This window comes from Dietzia sp. CH92 (assembly GCF_032248695.1).
GTDB lineage: Bacteria > Actinomycetota > Actinomycetes > Mycobacteriales > Mycobacteriaceae > Dietzia.
The window spans coordinates 280,421-303,688 of the sequence record NZ_JAVHXC010000001.1; the positions used below are offsets into that span (position 1 = coordinate 280,421).

General features: G+C 72.5%; 19 protein-coding genes. 8 read left to right on the forward strand and 11 right to left on the reverse strand.

Going from position 1 to position 23,268, the window contains the following annotated elements; all coding sequences use genetic code 11:
• The first annotated feature begins 167 nt into the window (after positions 1-167).
• Together RWK90_RS01365 and RWK90_RS01370 are read left to right on the forward strand one after the other, a co-directional pair.
• Complete coding sequence (locus RWK90_RS01365; protein ID WP_314033936.1) at positions 168-755, forward strand: DUF3000 domain-containing protein; 588 nt, start codon at positions 168-170, stop codon at positions 753-755.
• Positions 752-1,990: an HRDC domain-containing protein gene (locus RWK90_RS01370; RefSeq protein WP_314033938.1), complete on the forward strand. Its 1,239-nt coding sequence runs from the start codon at positions 752-754 to the stop codon at positions 1,988-1,990. The genes RWK90_RS01365 and RWK90_RS01370 overlap by 4 nt, the downstream gene beginning before the upstream one ends.
• Before the next feature lie 37 nt (positions 1,991-2,027).
• Here the strand turns inward: RWK90_RS01370 and dxs are convergent, their stop codons facing one another.
• The 3 genes from dxs to RWK90_RS01385 form a co-directional block, all read right to left on the reverse strand.
• Complete coding sequence (gene dxs, locus RWK90_RS01375; protein ID WP_314033940.1) at positions 2,028-3,905, reverse strand: 1-deoxy-D-xylulose-5-phosphate synthase; 1,878 nt, start codon at positions 3,903-3,905, stop codon at positions 2,028-2,030.
• Positions 3,906-4,042: 137 nt separating this feature from the next.
• A complete protein-coding gene (locus tag RWK90_RS01380) occupies positions 4,043-5,401 on the reverse strand; it encodes a TRAM domain-containing protein (protein ID WP_314033942.1) in 1,359 nt (452 codons plus the stop codon).
• Entirely contained in the window at positions 5,398-7,389 is a 1,992-nt protein-coding gene (locus RWK90_RS01385) for an APC family permease (protein WP_314034726.1), read from the reverse strand. Before RWK90_RS01385 ends, RWK90_RS01380 begins: the two co-directional genes overlap by 4 nt.
• Before the next feature lie 113 nt (positions 7,390-7,502).
• On the opposite strand from RWK90_RS01385, the gene RWK90_RS01390 reads away from it, so the two are divergent.
• Both RWK90_RS01390 and RWK90_RS01395 read left to right on the forward strand, forming a co-directional pair.
• Entirely contained in the window at positions 7,503-8,165 is a 663-nt protein-coding gene (locus RWK90_RS01390; RefSeq protein WP_314033944.1) for a TrkA family potassium uptake protein, read from the forward strand.
• A gap of 136 nt (positions 8,166-8,301) precedes the next feature.
• Positions 8,302-8,961, forward strand: coding sequence for a TrkA family potassium uptake protein (locus RWK90_RS01395; RefSeq protein ID WP_314034728.1), 660 nt, complete (start codon positions 8,302-8,304; stop codon positions 8,959-8,961).
• On the opposite strand, the gene RWK90_RS01400 is transcribed toward RWK90_RS01395, so the two are convergent.
• Entirely contained in the window at positions 8,936-9,697 is a 762-nt protein-coding gene (locus tag RWK90_RS01400) for a hypothetical protein (protein ID WP_314033946.1), read from the reverse strand. The genes RWK90_RS01395 and RWK90_RS01400 overlap by 26 nt on opposite strands.
• Positions 9,698-9,746: 49 nt before the next feature.
• On the opposite strand from RWK90_RS01400, the gene RWK90_RS01405 reads away from it, so the two are divergent.
• Positions 9,747-9,935, forward strand: a complete 189-nt coding sequence (locus tag RWK90_RS01405) for a hypothetical protein (protein ID WP_314033948.1) — start codon at positions 9,747-9,749, stop codon at positions 9,933-9,935.
• A 34-nt stretch (positions 9,936-9,969) separates the two neighbouring features.
• Entirely contained in the window at positions 9,970-13,884 is a 3,915-nt protein-coding gene (gene hrpA / locus RWK90_RS01410) for an ATP-dependent RNA helicase HrpA (RefSeq protein WP_314033950.1), read from the forward strand.
• A 70-nt stretch (positions 13,885-13,954) separates the two neighbouring features.
• Here hrpA and nrdR read toward each other — a convergent pair whose 3' ends face one another.
• Positions 13,955-14,410: a transcriptional regulator NrdR gene (gene nrdR, locus RWK90_RS01415; protein WP_314033952.1), complete on the reverse strand. Its 456-nt coding sequence runs from the start codon at positions 14,408-14,410 to the stop codon at positions 13,955-13,957.
• Positions 14,411-14,521: 111 nt separating this feature from the next.
• Positions 14,522-14,665: a hypothetical protein gene (locus RWK90_RS01420; RefSeq protein WP_314033954.1), complete on the reverse strand. Its 144-nt coding sequence runs from the start codon at positions 14,663-14,665 to the stop codon at positions 14,522-14,524.
• 534 nt (positions 14,666-15,199) lie between these two features.
• Between RWK90_RS01420 and lexA the strand changes: the two genes are divergently transcribed.
• A complete protein-coding gene (gene lexA, locus RWK90_RS01425; protein ID WP_314033957.1) occupies positions 15,200-15,868 on the forward strand; it encodes a transcriptional repressor LexA in 669 nt (222 codons plus the stop codon).
• A 74-nt stretch (positions 15,869-15,942) separates the two neighbouring features.
• On the opposite strand, the gene hflX is transcribed toward lexA, so the two are convergent.
• A complete protein-coding gene (gene hflX, locus RWK90_RS01430) occupies positions 15,943-17,394 on the reverse strand; it encodes a GTPase HflX (protein WP_314033958.1) in 1,452 nt (483 codons plus the stop codon).
• Between the two features lie 14 nt (positions 17,395-17,408).
• Positions 17,409-18,338, reverse strand: coding sequence for a diaminopimelate epimerase (gene dapF, locus RWK90_RS01435; RefSeq protein WP_314033960.1), 930 nt, complete (start codon positions 18,336-18,338; stop codon positions 17,409-17,411).
• A gap of 119 nt (positions 18,339-18,457) precedes the next feature.
• Here dapF and RWK90_RS01440 point away from each other — a divergent pair, with 119 nt between their 5' ends.
• The gene (locus RWK90_RS01440) at positions 18,458-20,638 is read left to right on the forward strand and encodes a malate synthase G (protein ID WP_314033962.1); all 2,181 of its coding nucleotides are present in this window, start codon (positions 18,458-18,460) and stop codon (positions 20,636-20,638) included.
• A gap of 164 nt (positions 20,639-20,802) precedes the next feature.
• Here the strand turns inward: RWK90_RS01440 and RWK90_RS01445 are convergent, their stop codons facing one another.
• Genes RWK90_RS01445 through RWK90_RS01455 form a run of 3 tightly spaced genes read right to left on the reverse strand, consistent with a single transcriptional unit; the run spans position 20,803 to position 23,152 of the window.
• On the reverse strand, positions 20,803-21,549 hold the full coding sequence (locus RWK90_RS01445; protein WP_314033964.1) for an IclR family transcriptional regulator: 747 nt from the start codon (positions 21,547-21,549) through the stop codon (positions 20,803-20,805).
• On the reverse strand, positions 21,546-22,499 hold the full coding sequence (gene miaA, locus RWK90_RS01450; protein WP_314033966.1) for a tRNA (adenosine(37)-N6)-dimethylallyltransferase MiaA: 954 nt from the start codon (positions 22,497-22,499) through the stop codon (positions 21,546-21,548). Before miaA ends, RWK90_RS01445 begins: the two co-directional genes overlap by 4 nt.
• A complete protein-coding gene (locus RWK90_RS01455) occupies positions 22,496-23,152 on the reverse strand; it encodes a hypothetical protein (RefSeq protein WP_314033968.1) in 657 nt (218 codons plus the stop codon). The genes miaA and RWK90_RS01455 overlap by 4 nt, the downstream gene beginning before the upstream one ends.
• Positions 23,153-23,268 lie beyond the last annotated feature (116 nt).

Sequence of the window (23,268 nt, forward strand, 5' to 3'; positions counted from 1 at the left end):
GGCACCGGGCCGCGGGCTGTCGCCGGGGTGGGGGTTCGAGGACGCATCAGAGTTCAACACGCCCCCCATCGTCCCATGAAGCGGCCGCCGGGGCCGGTCCACCCACCCGGGCAGGTGACGGCGCGCCTCCGCGGAGCACGGTGCGGCGATGGCTAGCGTGACGACCTGTGAGCACATCGGTCAATGACGGCGAGCCCGAGGTCTTCCGGGCGGCGGTCGAGTCGCTGTCGCGGCTCGAGGTCCGCCCCGAGATCTCGGTGGGTCCGATCCGCCCGCCGCAGCGACTGGCGCCCTACAGTCACGCCCTCGGTGTGGAGATCCTCCCGCCGCGCGGCGACGACGTGCCGGAGTTCTCGGACGGCGACGCGTTCGGGCGCCTGATCCTGCTGCACGACCCCTCCGGGGACGACGCGTGGAACGGCACCCTGCGCCTGGTCGCGTACATCCAGGCCGACATGGAGGCCTCGCTCGCCGGCGATCCGCTGCTGCCGCAGGTGGCGTGGAGCTGGCTGACCGAGGCCCTCGACGAGGAGGCCGGGCCCTACACCGCGCTCGGGGGCACCGTCACCAGCACGGCCTCGGTCCGCTACGGCGACATCGCGGGGCCGCCGCAAGCCCACCAGCTCGAGCTCCGCGCCTCGTGGACGGCTCTCGAGCCGGATCTCACCGGCCACGCCTCGGCGTTCTGCAAGACCCTCGCGCAGGCCGCGGGCCTGCCGCCCGCCGGGGTCACGTCCCTGCACGGACGGGCGTGAGCGGGCGGCGCCGCGGCGAGACCCCGCCCGGGGCGGCGCCTCCCCCGGCCGAGTACGAGTTCGTCGACGACCTCTCCGGGATCGGTGGGGTGGTCGACGGTCTCGGATCCTCCCCCGGGCCGATCGCGGTCGACGTCGAGCGCGCGTCCGGGATCCGCTACTCCGAGCGGGCGTTTCTGCTCCAACTGCGGATCCCGGGTGAGCCCGCGTTCCTCGTGGACCCCGAGACGCCCGGGCGGACCGTCGGGCCGCTCGCGGACGTCCTGTCCTCCCGGCCCCTGCTGTTCCACGCCGCGAGCCAGGACCTGCCGTCCCTGCGTGAGCTCGGGATACGCCCCACCGCCGTCGTCGACACGGAGCTCGCCGGGCGCTTCCTCGGGATCGAGAGGGTCAACCTCGGTGCCATGGTCTCCGAACACCTCGGGATCGGTCTGGCCAAGGCCCACTCGGCGGCGGACTGGTCGCGCCGGCCGCTCCCCCGCGCGTGGTTGGACTACGCCGCCTACGACGTGCTGTTCCTGCACGAGCTGGCGGACGAGGTCCTGCCCCGCCTCGACGCCCTGGGCCGCCGCGAGTGGTTCGAGGCGGAGTGCCGGTATCTCGTCGAGTCGGAGCCGGCGCGGGCGGCGCCCGACCCGTGGCGCCGCCTGTCGCGGCTGTCCAGCCTGCGCGACCCACGCCAGTTGGCCCGCGCGCGGGAGCTGTGGATGGCCCGCGACCGGGTCGCCGCCGAGCGGGACATCGCGCCCAAGCGCCTGCTGCCCGACGCCGCGATCGTCGAGGCCGCGCGGATCGGCCCCACCGGCCGTCACGCGCTCCTCGCGATAGACGGGTTCGACGGCCCCCAGCGTCGACGTCTCACCGGTGAGTGGCTGGCGGCCCTCGAGTGGGCCGACGGTCTGGGGCGCGAGGATCTGCCGTCCCGGCAGGGCCCGCCCGCCGACCACCCCCCGCACGCCTCGTGGAAGCGCAACGAGCCGGACGCCGCCGCCCTGCTGGACATCGCGCGGGAGACGATCGGCGCCCTCGCCGACGACCTCGGCCTGGAGCAGGGGCTGCTCCTCAAGCCCTCGACGCTCAGGCTCTGGGTGTGGCGGGCGGCCATGTCCTCGCCCGCGGACGACGCCGAGCTGCTGGCCGACGTCCTCCGCGAGGAGGAGGCCCGCCGGTGGCAGGTCGAGCTCACCGCCGAGCCGCTGCTCGAGGCGGTGCACCGGTTCCGGACCGAGGGCTGAGCACCGACCGCCGGCGCGACGGGGGGCGGGGACCCCGTCAGTGAGCCAGCCGCGTCCGGATGGACCCGGCGATCCCCTCCGCGGTCAGACCGGCGTCGGCGAGGATCTCCCCGCGCGAGCCGTGGTCGAGGAACTCCTGCGGTACGCCCAGCGCGAACCGGTCGGTGCGCACTGCGGCCTCGTCCAGGCGCGCCGAGACCGCGGAGCCCACACCGCCGTGCAGACCGTTGTCCTCGACGGTCACCACCAGGCGCCGGCCGCGGGCGGCGGTGACGATCGAGGCCGGGACGGGATAGACCCACCGGGGGTCCACCACGTCCACGGTGACGCCCTCGGCTTCGAGCGCGCGGGCCGCGCCGACCGCGGGGGCGACCATCGGGCCGACGGCGACGACGAGGACCTCGGCGTCGCCCGGGCCGTGCACGCGGTCCACGCCGTCATCGGACGTCGCCAGTGCCGGTACGGGCTCACCGACCGACCCCTTGGGGAAACGCACGACGGTCGGGCCGTCGTCGACCGAGACGGCCTCGCGCAGCTCCTGGCGCAGGGTGATCGCGTCGCGGGGCGCGGCGACCCGTACGCCGGGCACGATCCCGGTGAGCGAGAGGTCCCACATACCGTTGTGACTGGCGCCGTCCGGCCCGGTCACCCCCGAACGGTCGAGGACCAGCGTCACGGGCTGGCGCAGGAGGGCGACGTCCATGAGGAGCTGGTCGAAGGCCCGGTTGAGGAAGGTCGAGTAGACGGCCACGACCGGGTGCATCCCGCCGAGGGCCAGCCCCGACGCGGAGGCCACGGCGTGCTGCTCGGCGATCCCCACGTCGAACATCCGCTCGGGGAACCGCTCCCCGAACGCGGCGAGGCCGGTGGGACCGGCCATGGCGGCGGTGATCGCCACGACGTCGTCGCGCTCGGCCCCGATCGCGCAGAGCTCCTCGGAGAACACCGAGGTCCAGTCGACGGACGACGAGGTCGACAGCGGCTTTCCCGTCTCGGGGTCGATGACCCCGGTGGCGTGCATCTGGTCCGCCTCGTTGTTCTCCGCGTGGACGTACCCCATGCCCTTGCGGGTGACGACGTGGACGACCACCGGCCCGCCGAAATCCTTGGCCAGCCGCAGCGCGGCCTCCGTGGCGGCGAGGTTGTGACCGTCGACCGGGCCCATGTACTTCAGCCCCAGATCGGCGAACAGCTCCTGCGGGGACACGACGTCCTTGACCCCGGCCTTGATGCCGTGCAGCACGGAGTAGACCGCCTTGCCGACGACGTCCTTGCGGCCGGTCAGCGCGTTCTTGGTGCGGTCCATCGCCTTCTCGTAGGCGGGCTGCAGGCGCAGGGCGCCGAGCCGTTCGGCGATCCCGCCGATGGTCGGCGAGTACGACCGGCCGTTGTCGTTGACGACGATCACCATGGGCCGGTCCTTCGCGGCCGCGATGTTGTTCAGCGCCTCCCAGGCCATGCCGCCGGTCATCGCCCCGTCACCGATCACGGTGACGACCGTCCGGTCACGCTCCCCCCGGAGGGCGAAGGCCTTGGCCAGGCCGTCCGCGTAGGACAGGGACGCCGTGGCGTGCGAGGACTCCACGATGTCGTGCTCGCTCTCCGCGCGGCTCGGGTAACCGGACAGGCCGCCCCTGGTGCGCAGCCCGTCGAACTGGTCGCGCCGGCCGGTGAGCATCTTGTGGACGTAGGACTGGTGGCCGGTGTCGAAGACGATCGGGTCGCGCGGGGAGTCGAACACCCGGTGCAGTGCGACCGTCAGTTCCACGACGCCCAGATTGGGTCCCAGGTGTCCTCCCGTGGCGGCCACCTTGCGGATGAGGAACTCCCGGATCTCGCCGCACAACCGGCCCAACTCGTCCGGTCCGAGACCCCTGAGGTCCGAGGGGCCGTCCACCTGATCGAGCACGCTCATTGCTGTCGACTGCCCCTTCCGTGTGCGACACCCCGATGGGTCGAACGGCCAGTCTACGGGCTGACGGGCCGCGACCTCGCCCGCGGTCCGCGGGTCGGCGACGGTGGGACGGGGGGAGCTCCCGACCGGGCCCGGGCTCACCGGCCGCGCGGGGCGTCCAGGACCGCGATCCCCTCGACATGGTGGGTGCCGGGGAACGCGGCGACCCCCCGCAGGTCCCGGAGTGTCCATCCGGCCGAGACGAGCTCCCCGACGTCGCGGGCCATGCTCGCGGCGTCGCACCCCACGTGGACGATCCGCATGCGGGTGAGCTCGGCCAGACGCCGCATGACGGGGATGCCCGCACCACCCCGGGGCGGGTCCAGCACCACGACGTCCGGAGCGGGGTGGGCGCCGGGCCGTGCGGACCCGACCTCGTCCTCGAGGAACGCCTCGACCCTCGAGCGCACCGTGGTCACGTCCCCGCCCGACGCGGGATCCCCGTCGGCGTCGGGGGCCGCGTGGGAGGAGGGCACCGCCCCGACCGACGCCGACGACGACTCCACCACCGTGACCCGCGCGCCGGGGACCCCGTCGAGGACCGCGGCGGCGAACAACCCGGCGCCGCCGTAGAGATCCCAGACGACGGGGGCGTCCGGCAGACCCGGGGTCCGGGCGACGGCCGTCCGGACCGCGGCGGCGTAGTGGGTCGCGGCGCTGCGGTGCGCCTGCCAGAACGCCTGCGGGGGCAGTCGCCACTCGTGTCGGCCCACGCGTCGGACCACGTCGGGACCCCCGGTGACGAACTCCCAGTCCGCCGCCCGCGAGTGTCGTGCGCGGGCGCGGGTGGCGGCCGACCGGCGGGTCTGACGCCCCCCGCCCCGGGGGGCGTCGCGGACCGCGGGCCGGTGCGCGATGTGGACGGTCCCGTCGTCACCGAGGAGCCCGAGGATCTCGCGACCGGGGCCGATCCCGGCCGAGCTCACGGCGTCGAGGATCCGCGGGTCGGGTTGGACGCAGGGATCGGTCACCAGCTCGGCGGACCGGGCCCGGCGCAGGCCGGGACGACCGTCGGGTCCGGTGACCCACCTGGCCGCGGTGCGCCACCCGGTGACCGCCGGGTCCCCGCCGGGGACGTCGACGGGCACGGTGCCCTCCGGTAGGTCGATCCCGCCGATCCTCACGGCCTGCTCGGCGAGAACCCGCCCGACGAACCCGCGTGCGGCCGACGGGTCGATGTGGCTCCAGTCGCAGCACCCGGCACCGGCGGCCGCGGCCGGGCACGCCGCGTCGACGCGGTCCGCCGACCGTGTGATCACGGACGTGACCGTGCCCCGGCAGAACGAGCGGCCCGGGTCGTCCTCGATCAGGACGTCGACGGTCTCGCCGGTGATCCCGCCGCGGAGGAACACCACGCGCCCCTCGTGCCGGGCGACGAACTCCCCGCCGTGAGCGGGGCCCGCCACCTCCAGCCGCAGGACGCGGCCCGTCCAGTCGGTCGTGCTCTCGTGTGTCATCTCGCCTCCGGTCCGCCCCAACGCCCGACGATCGGTTCGTCGCGGGCCTGTTCCGCCCGTCCCCGCGAAGACGACAGCTGCCACGGCACGCTGGTGACCATCACGCCCCGCTCGTAGAGCAGGCGGGTCTTGAGCCGCAGTGCGCTCTGGTTGTGCAACAGCTGTTCCCACCAGCGGCCGACCACGTACTCCGGGATGTAGACGATCACCACGTCCCGGGGTGACTGGTCGCGCAGCCGCTTGACGTAGTCCACGACCGGGCGGTTGATCTCACGGTACGGGGACTCGACCACCTTGAGCGGCACGGAGATCCCGCGGCTCTCCCACTCCCGCACCAGGGCGCGGGTCTCGGCGGTGTCGATGTTCACCGTCAGTGCCTCGATGGTGTCCGGACGGGTGGCCCGCGCGTACGCCAGTGCGCGCAGGGTCGGCAGGTGCAGCTTCGACACCAGCACGAGACAGTGGGTGCGGCTGGGCAGCACCACCTCCCGGGACGAGTCGTCCAGCTCGCGGGCCACCGCGTCGTAGTGGCGGCGGATGAGCCGCATGACACCGAACACGGCCACCATCGCGACCACGGCGATGTAGGCGCCGGAGAAGAACTTGCTCGCCATGACGATGAGCAGCACGCCCGCGGTGAGCCCGAACCCGACCGCGTTGAGGGCGCGGGCGCGGCGGGCCCGCCGACGCACGGCCGGGATCTGCTCGCGCTGGAGGCGACGGGTCCAGTGCCGCACCATCCCCAGTTGCCCCAGCGTGAAGGCCACGAACACGCCCACGATGTACAGCTGGATGAGGACCGTCACGTCCGCCCCGAACGCCAAGACGAGCGCGATCGCCGCGACCGCGAGCAACACGATGCCGTTGGAGAACGCGAGCCGGTCACCACGGGTGGCGAGCTGCCGGGGCAGGTACTTGTCGCGGGCGAGCACCGACGCCAGGACCGGGAACCCGGTGAACGCCGTGTTCGCGGCCAGCACGAGGATCAGTGCGGTCACCACCATGACGACGTGGAACGCTGCCGGCAGGCCGGCGAACACCGGCTCCGCGAGCTGCGCGATCAGCGTCTTCTGGTGGTACCCCTCCGGGGCGCCGACCAACTGGGTGGCGGGCTGCTCGGCGATCTGGACCCCGAGCCCCCGGGCCAGGGCGATGAGGCCCAGCAGGAACGAGACCGAGAGCGCCCCGACGAGGGCGAGGGTCGTGGCCGCGTTGCGGGCACGGGGCTTGCGGAACGCGGGCACGCCGTTGTGGACGGCCTGGATCCCGGTGAGCGCGGCGGAGCCCGACGCGAAGGACTTCGCCACGACGAACGCGAGCGCCACCCCGGCCACCTCCGCGCCGCCCGAGGGGATGAGCTCGAAGTCCGCGGACTCGGCCCGCAGGCCGCGGTCCAGCACCTCGAGCTGGATCAGTCCCCAGACGACGAGCGCGGTCATGGACGCCAGGAACGCGTAGACCGGGATCGCGAACGATGCCCGCGACGCCCGGACCCCGCGGAGGTTCACCGCGGCCAGCACGGCGATCGCGAGGACGGCGAACAACACCTCGTGGGACTGCAGGAACGGGACGGCGGACCCGATGTTCGCGGCCGCGGCCGAGATCGAGACGGCGACCGTGAGGACGTAGTCGATGAGCAGCGCCGCGCCCACCGCCAGCCCGGCGCGGGGACCGAGGTTGACCGTGGCCACCTCGTAGTCGCCGCCCCCCGACGGGTAGGCGTGGACGTTGAGACGGTAACAGGCGATGACGACGACGAGGACGACGGCGACCGCCACGCCGACCCACGGGGTGAACGCCAGCGCCGACATCCCGGCGATCGAGAGCACGAGGAAGATCTCCTGCGGCGCGTAGGCCACCGAGGACAGCGCGTCGGCCGCGAACACGGGCAGGGCGACCCGCTTGCGCAGATGCGCCGCCCCGACGGTGTCGCTGCGGAAGGGGCGCCCCACCAACAGACGCTTGGCTCCCACGGAGAGCCTGGAGATCCTGGACACCGACACATCGTAGGACCAGCGCGCCGGAGCGGACAGCCTCCCCGGATGTGAGTAGCGTGACGTGCCTGGGACACGAGGGTGTCCCGTGAGGAGTGGGACTCGCGATGAGGGTCGTCGTCATGGGCTGTGGCCGCGTCGGGGCGGCGCTGGCCGCGGAGCTCGACGCCGCCGGGCACGAGGTGGTGGTGATCGACCGCGACCCGGCGGCCTTCGCCAGGCTGGGCGAGCGCTTCCGGGGTCGGACGATCACCGGTCAGGGGTTCGACAGGGCCGTGCTCACCGACGCCGGGCTCGTGGGCGCCGACGCGTTCGCCGCCGTGTCCTCCGGGGACAACTCGAACATCATCGCCGCCCGGGTGGCCCGCGAGACCTTCGGCGTCGACCGGGTGATCGCCCGCATCTACGACGCGGGGCGCGCGGAGGTGTACGAACGACTCGGCATCCCGACCGTCACCACCGTCCCCTGGGCCACCGGCCGGCTCCTGCGGCACATCACCGCCGGCACGGGCCCGGTCGTGTGGCGCGACCAGACCGACTCGGTGTCCCTCGTCGCGCTCGAGGCGCCGCCGGCATGGGTGGGTGTGGCCGTCGACCGGCTCGCCGCGGCCGTCGGCGGCCGCGCCGCCGCGGTCACCCGTTTCGGCACCTGCCGGATCCCGGACACCGACACCCTCGTCCAGGCCGACGACGTCCTCCACCTCGCGCTGCCCTCGGACGCGGTGCGCGGGCTGGACGACCAACTGCAGCGAGGACCCTCCGATGCGTGAGCCGACGACCGACCCCACCCCGGACCGCGCGCCCGGCGCCTCCCCCGACCGGGGGCCCGACCCCGCGGTGGACGACTACGCCGACGGCTCGGGCCTGCTCGCCGGCGCCCCGGCCCGCGTCGTCCGCTCCATCTCGATGCGGGTCGTCGTCGCCGGCGCCGGTGTCGTCGGCCGCTCGATCGCCCGCGAACTCCTCGCCGGCGGCCACACGGTCACCCTCATCGACAAGCGGCCCGGCGTGTACGACGCGGACCCCGTCGAGGGCGCCGGGCAACAGGTCGGCGACGCGTGTGAACTCAGCGTCCTCGAGCGGCTCCGCACCGAGGAGGCCGATGTCGTCGTCGCCGCCACCGGCGACGACAAGGCCAACCTCGTCGTCAGTCTGCTCGCCAAGACCGAGTTCGCCGTGGCCCGCGTCGTCGCCCGGGTCAACGATCCCCGCAACGAGTGGCTCTTCGACGACCGCTGGGGCGTCGACGTCGCCGTGTCCACCCCGCGCCTGATCGTCTCCGTGGTCGAGGAGGCCGTCTCCGTGGGCGACGTCGTCCGGCTCATGACGCTGCGCCGGGGCGGCGCGAACCTCGTCAGCGTGACCCTGCCCGAGCAGACCCCGCTGGCCGGCCGCCCCGTCGCCCGCGTGCGGTTCCCCCGCGATTCCGCCCTCGTGGCCATCCTGCGCGGCGGCAGAGTGATCGTCCCCGAGCCCGACGTGCCCTTCGAACCCGGTGACGAACTGCTCGTGGTGGCCCCGGAGGCGGTCGAGTCCGACCTCAGCGAGGCGATCCTGGGGGGCTGACCGTCACCGCGATCTCGCGCCCGTACCCCCAGCCCGGCGCGAGAGGCAGGTCGTCCCCGCTCCAGAACCTCCCCGGGTCGTACCAGCTGGCATCGCCCGCCCGCCGGAGCACGCCCATCGCCTCCAGGGTCAGGCCCACGACCTCCGCGCAGTACGCCGCCTCCATCCGCATCGCCGGACCCGGCGAGTTCCGCCCCCGCCGCCGGAGCAGGCCCCGGATCCCGCCGCGGCCCACCTCGTCGTCGTCCCCCGAGGCCTCCCCAGGCCCCCCGGCGGCGAGCCCGCCGGCCCACCGGCTGCCCCGCGACGCCCAGCGCCCCCGCGCCCACCGGGCGGTGAGGCGCCCCGCCGACGGGAACGACACCCCGTTCAGGCGCGCGATCGTCTCCAGCAGCGCCTCCTCCTGCGCCACCCCGACCTCCGGGGAGACCTGCCGGAACCACGCCCGCTGGCCGTACGGCCCCGTCCACTGGCGCACGGCGGCCTCCAGGTCGTGCAACTGCACCCCGCGCTGGCGACGCCCCGTCCACACGTCCGGCAGCGCCCGTCCCATCTCCGCGTGCCAGATCAGCGGCGGCATGTCGTCGAGCACCACCGCGACCCCCACGTGGTTGACCGGCGCGTTGGTCAACGTCTGGATCACGCGATCCGCCGTGGACCGGCCGCGGAACAGCCACAGATCCCCGGTCCTCGTCCGCTCGACGGCGGCGGCCAGGGGCACGGTGTCGATGGTCATGGGGCGATCCTGCCAGGACCGGTCGCCCCCGCGGCCTAGTCTCGACCACATGGCTCCCAGGGGACGGCAGTGGCTCAAGCTCATCGGCGCGGCGGGACTGGCGGGCGTCACCGCCACCGGGATCCTCGCCGCCCGCTCCGAACGCCGGCGCCGCTCCTACGAGCCCGAGGAGATCCGCGAACGCCTCCACGAGCGCTACGCACGGGTCCAGGCCCGTCGGGACGGCACGGCCGACTGACCGCGCCGCCCGGGCCGATATCCTGGCGGGCACCATGCCGTCGTCCACCTCAGCCCCACCCGAGCTCCGTCGGGCCCGCCACGACCTGCTCACCCGGCTCGACGAGGTCGGGACCCTCGACGCGCACCGGCTCCGCCCCCGGATCCGCCGCGCCCGCGCCGACCAGCTCGACGACCTCACGCGCCGCGTCGACGCGGCCGCGGAGCGCCTCCGGGCCCGCGCCGAGGCGATCCCCACCCCCGAGTACCCCGCCCAGCTGCCCGTCTCCGCGCGCCGGGACGAGATCGCCACCGCGATCCGGGAGAACCAGGTGGTCGTGATCGCCGGCGAGACCGGATCCGGCAAGACCACCCAGATCCCCAAGATCTGCCTCGAGCTGGGCCGCGGCGTGCGCGGCATGATCGGCCACACCCAGCCGCGCCGACTGGCGGCCCGGTCCGTGGCGGAGCGGATCGCCGACGAACTCGGCGTGGAGATCGGCGGCCTCGTGGGATCCGCCGTGCGGTTCGACGACCGCACCAGCGACGACACGGCGGTCAAGCTCATGACGGACGGCGTCCTGCTCGCCGAGATCCGCCGGGACCGGCTGCTGCGGGCCTACGACACGATCATCATCGACGAGGCGCACGAGCGCAGCCTCAACATCGACTTCCTGCTCGGCTATCTCAAGCAGATCCTGCCCCGCCGGCCGGACCTGAAGCTGATCATCACCTCCGCGACCATCGACCCCGAGCGGTTCGCCCGCCACTTCGCCGCCCCGGACGGCACGTCGGCGCCCGTCATCGAGGTGTCGGGCCGCACCTACCCCGTCGAGATCCGCTACCGGCCCCTGCAGGTCGAACACGCCGACAGGGTGGTCGACCTGGACCCCCTCGACGCGCTCGCCGACGCCGTCGCCGAACTGCTCCGCGAGGACGACGGCGACGTGCTGGTGTTCCTCTCCGGCGAGCGCGAGATCCGCGACGCCGAGGAGGTCCTGCGGGGGCGGAAGTTCCCGGGCACGGAGATCTTCCCCCTGTTCGCCCGGCTCACGGCCGCCGAACAGCAGCGTGCCTTCCGCGCCCACTCCACGCGTCGCGTCGTCCTGTCGACCAACATCGCGGAGACCTCGGTGACCGTCCCGGGCATCCGCTACGTCGTCGACACCGGCCTCGCCCGGATCTCCCGCTACTCGACCCGCACCAAGGTCCAGCGTCTGCCGATCGAGCCGATCTCCCAGGCCTCCGCCGCCCAGCGCGCGGGCCGGTGCGGGCGTGTCGCCGACGGCATCTGTATCCGCCTGTACTCGGAGTCCGACTTCGAGGCGCGGCCGGAGTTCACCGACCCCGAGATCCTGCGCACCAACCTCGCCTCGGTGATCCTGTCCATGGCCGACCTCGACCTCGGCCCCGTCGACGACTTCCCGTTCGTGGAACCTCCCGACCGCAAGGCGGTCCGGGACGGCATGACGTTGCTGTCCGAGCTGGGGGCGTTGAGGGTCGACGACGACGAGCGCCCGCACCTGACCGACGTGGGCCGGGACATGGCCGCACTCCCCCTCGACCCCCGGTTGGCCCGGATGGTCGTCGAGGGCCACCGCAACGGGTCGCTGGGCGACGTGCTCGTGGTGGTCGCGGCCCTGACGGTGCAGGACGTCCGCGAACGGCCCGCCGAGGAGCGCGACAAGGCCGACCAGTTCCACCGGCGCTTCACCGACAAGACCTCCGACTTCCTCTCCTACCTCAACCTGTGGCGCTACATCACCGAACAGCGCCGGGAGCTGTCGGGCAGCGCGTTCCGCAAGATGTGCAGGGCCGAGTACCTGCACTGGCTGCGCATCCGAGAGTGGCAGGACCTCAACGCGCAGCTGCGCAGCATGTGCCGGGAACGGGGCTGGCACCCCCCGTCCGGGCAGGCCGCCGAGGACGACCTGCACAAGGCGATCCTCTCCGGCCTGCTGACCAACGTCGGCATGCGCGACGAGGAGACCCGCGAGTTCCGCGGCACCCGCGGCATCAGGTTCCAGGTCTTCCCCGGCTCCGACCTCGCCAGGAAGCCGCCCCGGTGGGTGATGGCGTCCGAACTCGTGGAGACCTCCCGGCTCTGGGCGCGCGACGTGGCGCGGATCGACCCGGGCTGGATCGAGCAGCTCGGTGCCCACCTGGTCCGCCGCCAGTACTCCGAGCCCCACTGGTCCGACGCCCAGGGCACGGCCATGGTCTACGAGAAGGTCATGCTCCTGGGCCTGACCGTGGTGGAGGCCCGCAGGATCCAGCTCTCCCGGGTGGACCCGGCGCTGGCCCGCGAACTGGTGGTCCGGCACGGGATCGTCGAGGGACGCTGGGACACGAGGATCGCGGTGATCAGGGAGAACGCCGAGGCGGTGGCGCAGGCGCGGGAACTCGAGACCCGCAGTCGGCGTCGCGACCTGGTGATCGACGACGAGGCTCTGGTCGCGTTCTACCTCGACCGGCTCCCCGACGACGTCACCTCGGGTCGGCACCTCGACTCCTGGTGGAAGAAGCGGGGCCATCGCGACCCGGACGCGATACGGCTGACCCCCGCCGACATCCGCATCTCCGAGGCCGCCCCCGACGCGGGGGACTTCCCCCCGTACTGGCAGCAGGGCGACCGGCGCTTCGAGCTGCGGTACCAGTTCGATCCGGGTGGCGACGCCGACGGGATCACCGTGCGGATCCCGCTGCCGCAGCTGTCCTCCGTCACCACCGCAGGGTTCGAGTGGCTGGTCCCCGGCCTGCGGGAGGAGCTCTACACGGAGATGCTGCGCACGCTGCCCAAGTACCTGCGGCGGCTCTGTTCGCCACCCGCCGAGTACGCGGCGCTCCTCGCCCACGACGTCACCCCGCGGTCGGCGCCCCTGCCGGTCGCTCTGGCCCGCGCGTTGTCCGAGCGGATCGGCACGACGGTGGACCCCCGGGAGTTCGACCCCTCGCAGCTCCCCGACCATCTGCGGGTGCGGTTCGAGGTCGTCGACGGTGACCGCGTCGTCGCGTCCGGTACCGACCTCGGGGCGTTGCGGTCCCGGCTACAGGACAGGGTCAGGGACACCCTCACCACCCGTCTCGTCCCCGATGACGGCCCGTACCGACGGTGGAGCGAGGAGACGATCGGGGACCTCCCGCCGTCGGTCACCGGCACGGTCGACGGTGTGGAGGTGACCGTCTACCCGGCTCTGCGGGTCGACGCCGACGGGATCCACCGTGTGGCGTGCGCGACCGAGGAGGAGCGTCGTACGCGGCAGGCGTCGGCGGTCCTCACGCTGGTCTCCCGCGATCTCGTCTCCGCGTCGTCGATTCTGCGGGGTCGTCCGGTGGACCAGCGGCTGGCGCTGACGCAGTACCCGCACGGGGGTGTGGAGGCGCTGGTTGCCGACGCCGCGTTGGCGGCCTGCGGCCGGATCATCGCCCGGAGGAAGGGCGCGCCCGTGCTGACGGTGGCGGAGTTCACCGGGTTGCGTGAGGCGGCGGCCGCGGAGGTCCCCGGGGCCGTCGCGTCGGCGATCTCGACGGTGGTGCCGGCGTTGGTGGCGGCACAGCGGGTCTCCCCGCGGGTGGCGGAGGCCCCGGGCGACGTCGCCGCAGCGGTGCGTCCGTCCTTGGAGTTCCTGGTGGGCAAGGGGTTCCTGGCGCGTCATCCGGCGGATGTGCTGCCGCATCTGGAGCGTCATGTGAGAGCCGTGGGTGCCCGGCTCGATATGGCACAGAAGTCCCCGGGGCGTCATCGCGAGTTGACGGAGAAGCTGGCGCGCTCGGAGGAGACCGTGGAGGAGGCGTGCGTCGCCCTGCGCAGGCGGCCCGGTGGTGCACGGGCGGCCCGGGAACTGCGGTGGTTGTTGGCGGAGTACCGGGTGGGCTTGTTCGCCCAGTCGCTCGGGACGGCCCGCCCGGTGTCGGCCGAGAGGATCGACAAGGCCGTGGCGTCGGCGCTCGCTCCGCGGGCGCGGCGTTGACGGCCTGGTTCGGCGACGGGGGCCGGGTGGCTCGTCGGCCGCGTCCAGCGGTCGGTGAGCCCGCCTCGTGTCAGCGGTTCGCGCGTCGTTCCTTCAGTGCCACGATTTCGCGTTCGAAGTCGTCGGCGGAACTGAACTGCTTGTAGACGGAGGCGAATCGCAGGTAGGCGACCTCGTCGAGGTCTTGGAGGGGGCCGAGGATCGCGAGGCCGATCTCGTGCGCGGGAACCTCCGAGGCACCGCGCGCGCGGACGGCGTCCTCGACCCGCTGGGCGAGGCGCCGCAGAGCGTCCTCGTCCACAGACCTGCCCTGGCAGGCGCGGCGCACGCCCCGGACGACCTTGTCCCGGCTGAAGGCCTCGGTGACACCATTGCGTTTGAGTACGGTGAGCAGCGGGGTCTCGAGGGTGGTGAAGCGATGCCCGCACTCCGGGCATTCCCGGCGGCGCCGGATGGCCTGGCCCTCGTCGACCGATCGTGAGTCGATCACCCGGGAGTCCTCGTTGTGGCATGTAGGGCAGTACATTCCCGTGTGGCCCTTCGTCGACCGGACGTCACGCCTCCCGGGTCGTGGCCCACGGGACGCGGGGACGGTTGACCACCGTCCCCGACTCATTCTAGGAGGCCGGTGTGCCGGTCACGCGTAGGCGGGCCCGCCGAGGAACGCGACGGCCAGCAGCACGATCACCCCGACCACGACACCGCAGGCCAGGAGCGCCCACGCGGGTACATCGTCGACCACCCCGGCCGGAGCCGACGACTCGATCCGACATGCGCGCACGCCCTCGGCGGATACCGGGCGGGCCTGCGCGGACCGCCGCGGGGACGGAGTCCGGGACGGAGCGGTGCCGACCACGGTCCCGCGGCCACCGCGGGCGCCACGCGTCGGTGAGGCGGCGTCCCGACGACCCGTCGGCCGCCCCGCCAGCCCTCCGGCGGTCCGCCCGCGAACCTGCCGATCCGCGGTTCGAGCGGCATCCGCCCGGACGTCGTCCGCGGGCTGGCCGGACGGGTGGTGGTCACCTTCACAGACCCCGGTCCACCGCATCGTGGAATCAGTGTGCGAGTGCAGTTCCAGAATGGTCATGTCCACTCCCTGATCGATACGGTGTGCGAAGTCCGTTCGCACATCCGTATGGCCAACTTTGTACATCTGTTCGAATCCGAACGTGACTAGAGTTGTACCACGCGGGTCCGACACAGTCACGATTCCCGGTGCGAATTCTTCGAACATGTGTGTGGCGCTCACCGCTCGAGGGCGTTAGGGTGTACACAGATGACAGCGTCGAACAATCATTCGCCGAAGGGACCCGAGATGCCGAAGCCCGACTTCGACTCACTGACCGACCGCCAGAAGAGCGTGCTGCTACACATCCACGACACGGTCAAGGAGCGGGGCTATCCACCGAGCATCCGCGAGATCGGTGACGCCGTGGGCCTACAGTCGACGTCGTCGGTCGCGCACCAGCTGCGCACCCTCGAGAAGAAGGGTTTCCTGACGCGGGACCCGCACAAGCCCCGTGCCGTCGACGTACACGGGGTGCCCGGGCAGAAGGGCCGGGGCAGGCGTTCGCCGACCAGCGAGGTGAGGCGACCCAGCGGGGCCGTCGAGCCGGTGTACGTCCCTGTTCTCGGTCGGATCGCGGCCGGCGGTCCCATCCTCGCCGAGCAGGCCGTGGAGGAGGTCTTCCCGCTGCCGTCCGATCTCGTCGGAACCGGGGACCTGTTCATGCTCCGGGTCGTCGGCGAGTCGATGATCGATGCGGCGATCTGCGACGGTGACTACGTCGTGGTGCGTCGTCAGAACGTGGCCGACAACGGCGAGATCGTCGCCGCGATGATCGACGGTGAGGCCACCGTGAAGACGTTCCGCAAGGACTCCACCGGGGTGTGGCTGCTCCCCCACAACCCGTCTTTCAGTCCGATCCCGGGCGAGCACGCGACGATCCTCGGCAAGGTGGTCACGGTCTTCCGCAAGCTCTGACGCCCCGGCCTGGCGACGACTGCGCCGCCTGACCCGCAGTGGGTCAGGCGGCGCGGTCGTGTCGGGTCGCCCGGTCAGGCGGCGCCGTCGCGGGGATCGTCGTCGATGACGAACTCCCGGAGCTCACCGGCGACCGAGGCGGGTAGCCGCACCACCAGACGCGTTCCCCGTGCGGAATGTTCCTCCTCCACCACCGCACCCTCCCCGTGCACGCGCGCCACGAGGTCACCGCGGGTGTACGGGATCTCGAGGGTGAGCTCGGTGTCTCCGGATGCCACGATCTGCATGATCCGCTCGAGCAGTTCGTCGACGCCCTGACCCGTCGCCGCGGACACGAACACCGCGTCCGGCAGGGCGTGGTGGAGTTCGGCGAGCACCACCGGGTCGGCGGCGTCGATCTTGTTGATGACCAGTAGTTCGCGCGGCCGCTCGGCGTTCTGCTCCTCGACCACCTCGTTGACCACCTTGCGGACCGCCTCGATCTGACGGAGGGGGAACGCGTCCGATCCGTCCACCACGTGGAGCAACAGCTCGGAATCGACCACCTCCTCCAGAGTGGAGCGGAACGCCTCGACCAGCTGGGTCGGCAGATGACGGACGAACCCGACCGTATCCGTGAACACCACCGACCGCCCGTCCGGGAGATCGGCCCGACGGGTGGTGGGATCGAGAGTGGCGAACAGCGCGTTCTGGACGAGGACACCGGCGCCGGTGATCCTGTTCAGCAGGCTCGACTTGCCCGCATTGGTGTAGCCGGCGATCGCGATGGACGGCACCGGCGTGGCACGCCGGCGGTAGCGCTTGGTGTCACGGGACTGCTTCATCCCCTTGATCTCGCGCCGCAGCTTCGCCATCCGTTCGCGGATCCGTCGCCGGTCCGTCTCGATCTTGGTCTCACCCGGGCCACGCAGACCGACACCGCCGTTGCTCCCGGCCCGGCCGCCGGCCTGCCGGGACAGCGATTCGCCCCACCCACGGAGGCGCGGGAGCATGTACTCCATCTGGGCCAGGGAGACCTGCGCCTTGCCCTCACGGCTGGTCGCATGCTGGGCGAAGATGTCGAGGATCAACGCCGTGCGGTCGATGACCTTGACGTTGACCGCCTTCTCCAGCGCGAGCAGCTGGCCGGGGGTGAGTTCGCCGTCGCAGATGACGGTGTCGGCACCGGTCGCGGCGATGACGTCCTTGAGGACGCTCACCTTGCCCGAGCCGATGAACGTCGCGGCGTCCGGCTTGTCCCGGCGCTGGATGAGCGCGTCGCAGACCTCCGAGCCCGCCGTCTCGGCCAATTGCGCGAGTTCGGCCATGGCGGCGTCGGCCTGGGCGGCGGACCCTTCGGTCCACACCCCCACCAGCACGACCCTCTCCAGGCGGAGCTGGCGGTATTCGGCGTCGTTGACGTCCTGGAGTTCGGTGGACAGGCCCGCCACCCGGCGCAGCGAGGATCTCTCCTCGAGCTGCAGTTCGCCGATAGAGGGGTCGAGGTCTCGTGTCGGCCGGTCAGCGGCCGTGTGATCAATAGTCATTCGCTGACATCATCTCACATCCGGGCCGATCGCGTCGTGGGAGCGGGCGTGTGATACGCGCCGCCGCGGAAACGGCCGTCAGCGACGAGTGCCGACGGGCCCGTCAGGGTCGACCCCCCGTCGCGGACGGTCACCTCGACCTCGCCGCCGGGAACCGACACGACGACCTCGCCCGTGCCCCGTCCGGCGTCGGCGAGGGCGGCGACAGCCGTGGCCACGATGCCGGTGCCGCACGACATCGTCTCCCCCGCCCCCCGCTCGTGAACACGCATCGTCACCCTTCCCGCAGACAGCGGGGTGGCGATCTCCACGTTCACACCGTGTGGGAAGAACTCGCGGTCGAACACCGGCGGGTCCCCCACCGGCAGGGCGGCGAGGGCCGCGGCGTCGAGCCCCGGGACGATGCAGGCCAGGTGGGGATTGCCCATGTCGACCGCGACGCCGGCGAAGGTCCGGCCCCCGAGTTCAGCCGAGGAGAGGCCGAGTAGCCGGGGCTCGCCCATGTCGACCCGGACCACGGCGGTGCCGCCCGCGTGCGAGGCGACCGTCGCGGGCCGCGGCCCGGAACGGGTGCCGACCGGGATCGTGCCGGCCTCGGCCCGTCCCGTGGCGACGAGGGCGTGGGCGAACACGCGGACACCGTTGCCGCACATCTCGGCGATCGACCCGTCCGCGTTGCGGTAGTCCATGAACCAGTCGGCGGACTCCACCCCGGTCGGCAGGGCCGGCAGGACCCCGCGGTCCACCAGCGCGCCGGCCGTGGCGATCCGGAGGACCCCGTCGGCGCCGATCCCACCGCGGCGGTCGCACAGCGCGCGGACCAGCACCTCGTCGAGGGCGATGTCCGCATGATCGTCGGGAAGGATCACGAAATCGTTGAGGGTGCCGTGGCCCTTGAGGAAGGCGAGCCCGTCCGCCGTGCCCGGTGAGTGGTCCGAAGTCATGTGGTGATCGTACTCGCGGCATCGACCCGTTCCGCACTGCGGAAATGCCGGATGAACCGGCGCGACGAGGACATTAGAGTCGGTCCGGAAGAACGATCCCCTACTCGAGGAGAGCATCGATGTCCGAACGCATCACCGTCGGCGGAATCCAGGTCGACGAGGTCCTCTACGACTTCGTCAACACCCAGGCGATCCCGGGCACCGGGGTCGACCCCGACGCGTTCTGGGCGGGTGCCGCCGAGATCTTCTCCGACCTCGCACCCCGCAACCGGGAGCTGCTCGATACTCGCGACGACCTGCAGTCGAAGATCGACGCCTGGCACCGCGAGAACCCCGCGCCGATCGACCAGGCCGCATACAAGGCGTTTCTCCGGGAGATCGGTTACCTGGTCCCCGAGCCGGAGTCCGTCGCCGTGACCACGGAGAACGTCGACGAGGAGATCGCGACCGTCGCGGGGCCACAGCTCGTGGTCCCGGTGACCAACGCCCGGTTCGCCATCAACGCCGGCAACGCCAGGTGGGGCTCCCTCTACGACGCCCTCTACGGCACGGACGCCATCCCGGAGACCGACGGCGCGGAGCAGGGTGAGTCGTACAACAAGGTGCGCGGCGACAAGGTCATCGCCTGGGCCCGCGAATTCCTCGACGACGCCGCCCCGCTGGCCTCGGGCAGCCACGTCGGGACCACGGGGTACGCGGTCGTGGACGGCGCGCTGCAGGTCACGCTCGTCGACGGAACCACCACCGGGCTGGCGGACCCGGAGAAGCTCGCGGGCTACCTCGGCGACCCGGCGAGCCCCTCCTCGGTGCTGCTGCGCAACAACGGCCTGCACATCGACATCCAGATCGATCCGGACTCTCCCATCGGCTCGACGGACGCGGCCGGCGTCAAGGACGTGGTCCTCGAGTCCGCCGTCACCACGATCATGGACTTCGAGGACTCCGTCGCCGCTGTCGACGCCGAGGACAAGACGCTCGGCTACCGCAACTGGCTCGGCCTGATGAAGGGCGACCTGTCCGAGGAGATCAGCAAGGGCGGCAAATCGTTCACGCGCGTGCTCAACGACGACCGTGTCTACACCTCTCCGGACGGCTCCGGGGAGGTCCGACTCCACGGCCGCTCGATGCTGTTCGTGCGGAACGTCGGCCATCTCATGACCACCCCCGCGGTCGTGGATGCCGAGGGCAACGAACTCCCCGAGGGCATCCTCGACGCCCTGATCACCGCGCTGGCGGGCATGCACGGCATCGCCGAGGGCAACGAGCGGGGCAACAGCCGTACCGGGTCGATCTACATCGTCAAGCCCAAGCAGCACGGGCCCGACGAGGTCGCCTTCACCACCGAGCTGTTCGGCCGCGTCGAGAAGCTCCTCGGGCTGCCCACCAACACGCTCAAGGTGGGCATCATGGACGAGGAGCGCCGCACCTCGGTGAACCTCGCGGCGTGCATCGCCGAGGCCACGGAGCGGGTGGTGTTCATCAACACCGGCTTCCTCGACCGCACCGGCGATGAGATCCACACCTCGATGGAGGCCGGGCCGATGATCCGGAAGGGCGAGATGAAGTCCGCCCGCTGGATGAACGCCTACGAGGACTTCAACGTCGACACCGGTCTGGCGTGCGGTCTGCGGGGGCGCGCGCAGATCGGCAAGGGCATGTGGGCCAAGACCGACCTCATGGCGGACATGCTGGCCGAGAAGATCGGGCAGCCGCAGGCCGGCGCCAACACGGCGTGGGTGCCCTCGCCCACCGGCGCCACCCTGCACGCCACCCACTACCACCGCGTGAACGTCCTCACCCGCCAGGAGGAGCTTCTCGCCGGCGGCCGTCGCGCGAGTGTCGACGACATCCTCACGGTGCCGCTGGCGCCGAACACCGACTGGTCCGAGGAGGAGAAGAAGGAGGAGGTCGACAACTCCTGCCAGACCATCCTCGGCTACGTCGTCCGCTGGGTCGAGCAGGGTATCGGCGTCTCCAAGGTGCCGGACATCCACGACGTGAACCTCATGGAGGACCGCGCGACCCTGCGGATCTCCTCGCAGCTGCTCGCCAACTGGATCCGCCACGGCATCGTCACCGCGGAGTTCGTGGAGGACTCCCTGCGGCGGATGGCGGAGGTCGTCGACGCCCAGAACGCGGGCGACGAGGCCTACCGGAACATGGCCCCGGACGTCGAGTCCTCCATCGCCTGGCAGGCGGCCCGCGAGCTGGTCCTCGAGGGCACCACGCAGCCGTCCGGCTACACCGAGCCGATCCTGCACCGCCGTCGCCGCGAGTTCAAGGCGGCTAACGGGCTGTAACCTCTGCCGGAATCCGCTACTCCCCCTCGGCATCCGCTACCCCTACGCGGGTAGCGGATCTGGGCTGGGAGTAGCGGATTTCGCGTATCCGGGGTAGCCGCCACCCCGGAACAGGGCGGCGGACACGCCGCGCGGTCAGCCGACGAGGCGGACACGCCGCGCGGTCAGCCGATGAGGCCCTCCACGGCGGACCGGAGGATCCCGACGGCCGCGTCGCGGCGGTCTCGGGTGAACCGCGCCTCGGGCCCGGAGGCGGAGATCGCGAACGCGGCGTCGCCGGAACCGACGGCGATCGCCACACACCGCACGCCCTCCTCCTGCTCGGACTCGTCGGTCGCGAAACCCCGGCGTCGGACCTCGTGGATCTGGTCGAGCAGCGCGCCGGGGTCGACGATCGTGGACCCGGTGTAGCGGCGCATCCCGGCCCGGTCGAGCATGGCGCGGATGTCGTCGTCGTCGTCCCCGGCGACGAGGGCCTTGCCGACGGCGGTGCAGTGGACCTCGACCCGTCGCCCCACCTCGGTGAACATCCGCATCGAGTGCGGCGAGGGGACCTGTGCCAGGTACACCACCCCGTCGCCCTCCCGCACGGCCAGGTTGGCGGTCTCGCCGGTGCCCTCCACGACGGCGGCGAGCAGCGGCTGGGCCCACGAGGCGGTCGCGCGTTGGGCGGCGTCCCCGATCCGCTGGAGGCGCGGGCCGAGGAGGTAGCCGCGGCCCGCGTCGCGCCGGAGGTGGCCGCTGTCGGCCAGGGTGCCGCAGAGGCGGTGGACGGTCGCGGCGGCCAGACCCGTGTCGGAGACGAGTTCGCCGAGGCTCGCGCGTCCGCCCCGCCGGGCCAGCGCGTCGAGCAGTCCGAAGGCGCGGTCGACGGACTGGACCCGGGACCTCCCGGCGCCGGATGCGCTCATCGTGTGTCCTCCCCCAGCAGCCGTAGGGCGGTCTCGAGCGGCGTCGGGGCGTCGTCCGCGCGGCCGTGGGTGTCGGTGTCGATCCACCCGATCCGGTGGTCGCGCCCGAACCACGACCGTTGCCGTCGCACGTACCGACGGGTGCCGATCACCGTCCGTTCCTCCGCGCGCGCCAGCCCCTCGGCGTCGATGTCCTGTGAGTCGTCCATCTCGTCGAGGACCTGGGCGTATCCGATGGCGCGGCGGGCGGTGACGCCGTCGAGGAGCCCGACCCCGACCAGGGCGCGGACCTCGTCGACGAGTCCGTCGGCGAACATGGCCGCCGTCCGCGCGGCGAGCCGGGCGTCGAGCTCGGGCAGCGCGCAGCGCAATCCGAGCATCCGGGTGCCCCACCTCGGCTCGCCGATCGTGGGGCGTGAGGCCGAGAACGGTCGTCCGGTGATCCCCACGACCTCCAGAGCGCGGACGGTGCGCCGCGGGTCGGTGGGCAGGATGCTGCGCGCGGCCTCGGGGTCGACCGCGGCGAGCTCGGCGTGGAGGGCGCGGACGCCGATCTCGTGCAGGCGCCGTTCATAGCGGGCCCGCACCTCCGGGTCGGTGTCGGGGATGCTCCATCCGTCCACGAGCGCCTGGACGTACATCATGGAGCCGCCGCACAGGATCGGTACGTTCCCGCGGTCGCGGATCCCGGCGATCTCCCGCTCGGCCTCGTCGCGGAAGTCGGCGACGCTCGCGGTCTCGGTCACGTCGAGCACGTCGAGCCGGTGGTGCGGGATGCCGCGCCGGTCGGCGGGCGGGAGTTTGGCGGTACCGATGTCCATCCCGCGGTACTGCTGCATGGCGTCGCAGTTGACGATCTCACCGCCCAGCCGCTCGGCGAGGTCGAGCGCGAGCGCGGACTTGCCGGTACCCGTGGGGCCGATCACGGCGATGGGCGCGGGGCGGCTCATCGCCACCACGCCCAGTGGTATCCGACCCCGAAGGGGGCCCACGAGAACGACTCGTGTGCGGCGCGGCCGTCCACGAGGTCGGCGAGCACCCGCCACGCGGGTCGGCTCCACCACCCGATCTCCCGTGCGACCGTCTGACCGGGGTCCGGGAGCGCTCCGGGCTCGCGCAGCCACCGGCCGAGGCGGCCGTCCAGCTCCACCCCTCGCGGGTCCTCGGGGACGGGGGCGCGGGGGGTCAGGGAGGCGGGTCCGTCGGCGACGACGACGACGAGGTCGTCCGCACCGGCCCGCGGGGTGGTGTGCGACGTCCCGGTGACGCCGGTGAAGGTCCTCGGGAGGTCGATCTCGGCCCGGTCCAGCAGCCACCACGCGATCAGCGCCGCATCGGGCACGGCGTCGTGCGGGGCCAGCGGGCTGTCGGGCCGACCGACCGGTACGTCGGCGCCCCAGCGTCGGAGGGTCGAGCGGACGTCACCCAGGGTGCGGCCGGCGGGATCGGTGCCCACCACGCGCACGGCGGAGGCGTGTGCGCTGGCGCGTCGCAGCCCGTCGAGGACTCCGGCGACCCGGTGCGCGGACTCGACGGCCGCTGTCCCGGAGAGTTCCGGTACGAGCGCGGGGGCCCCGGGTACCAGGACGACTGAGGTGTTCACACCCCGAAACCCTACTGACCGCCCACGACGCCGCCGCAGGATGTCCGCGGATCGGGCCGGGTGGACCGGTCGGGGCGTACCCGGGGATACGCCGGACACCCGCGCGGCGGTTGGTA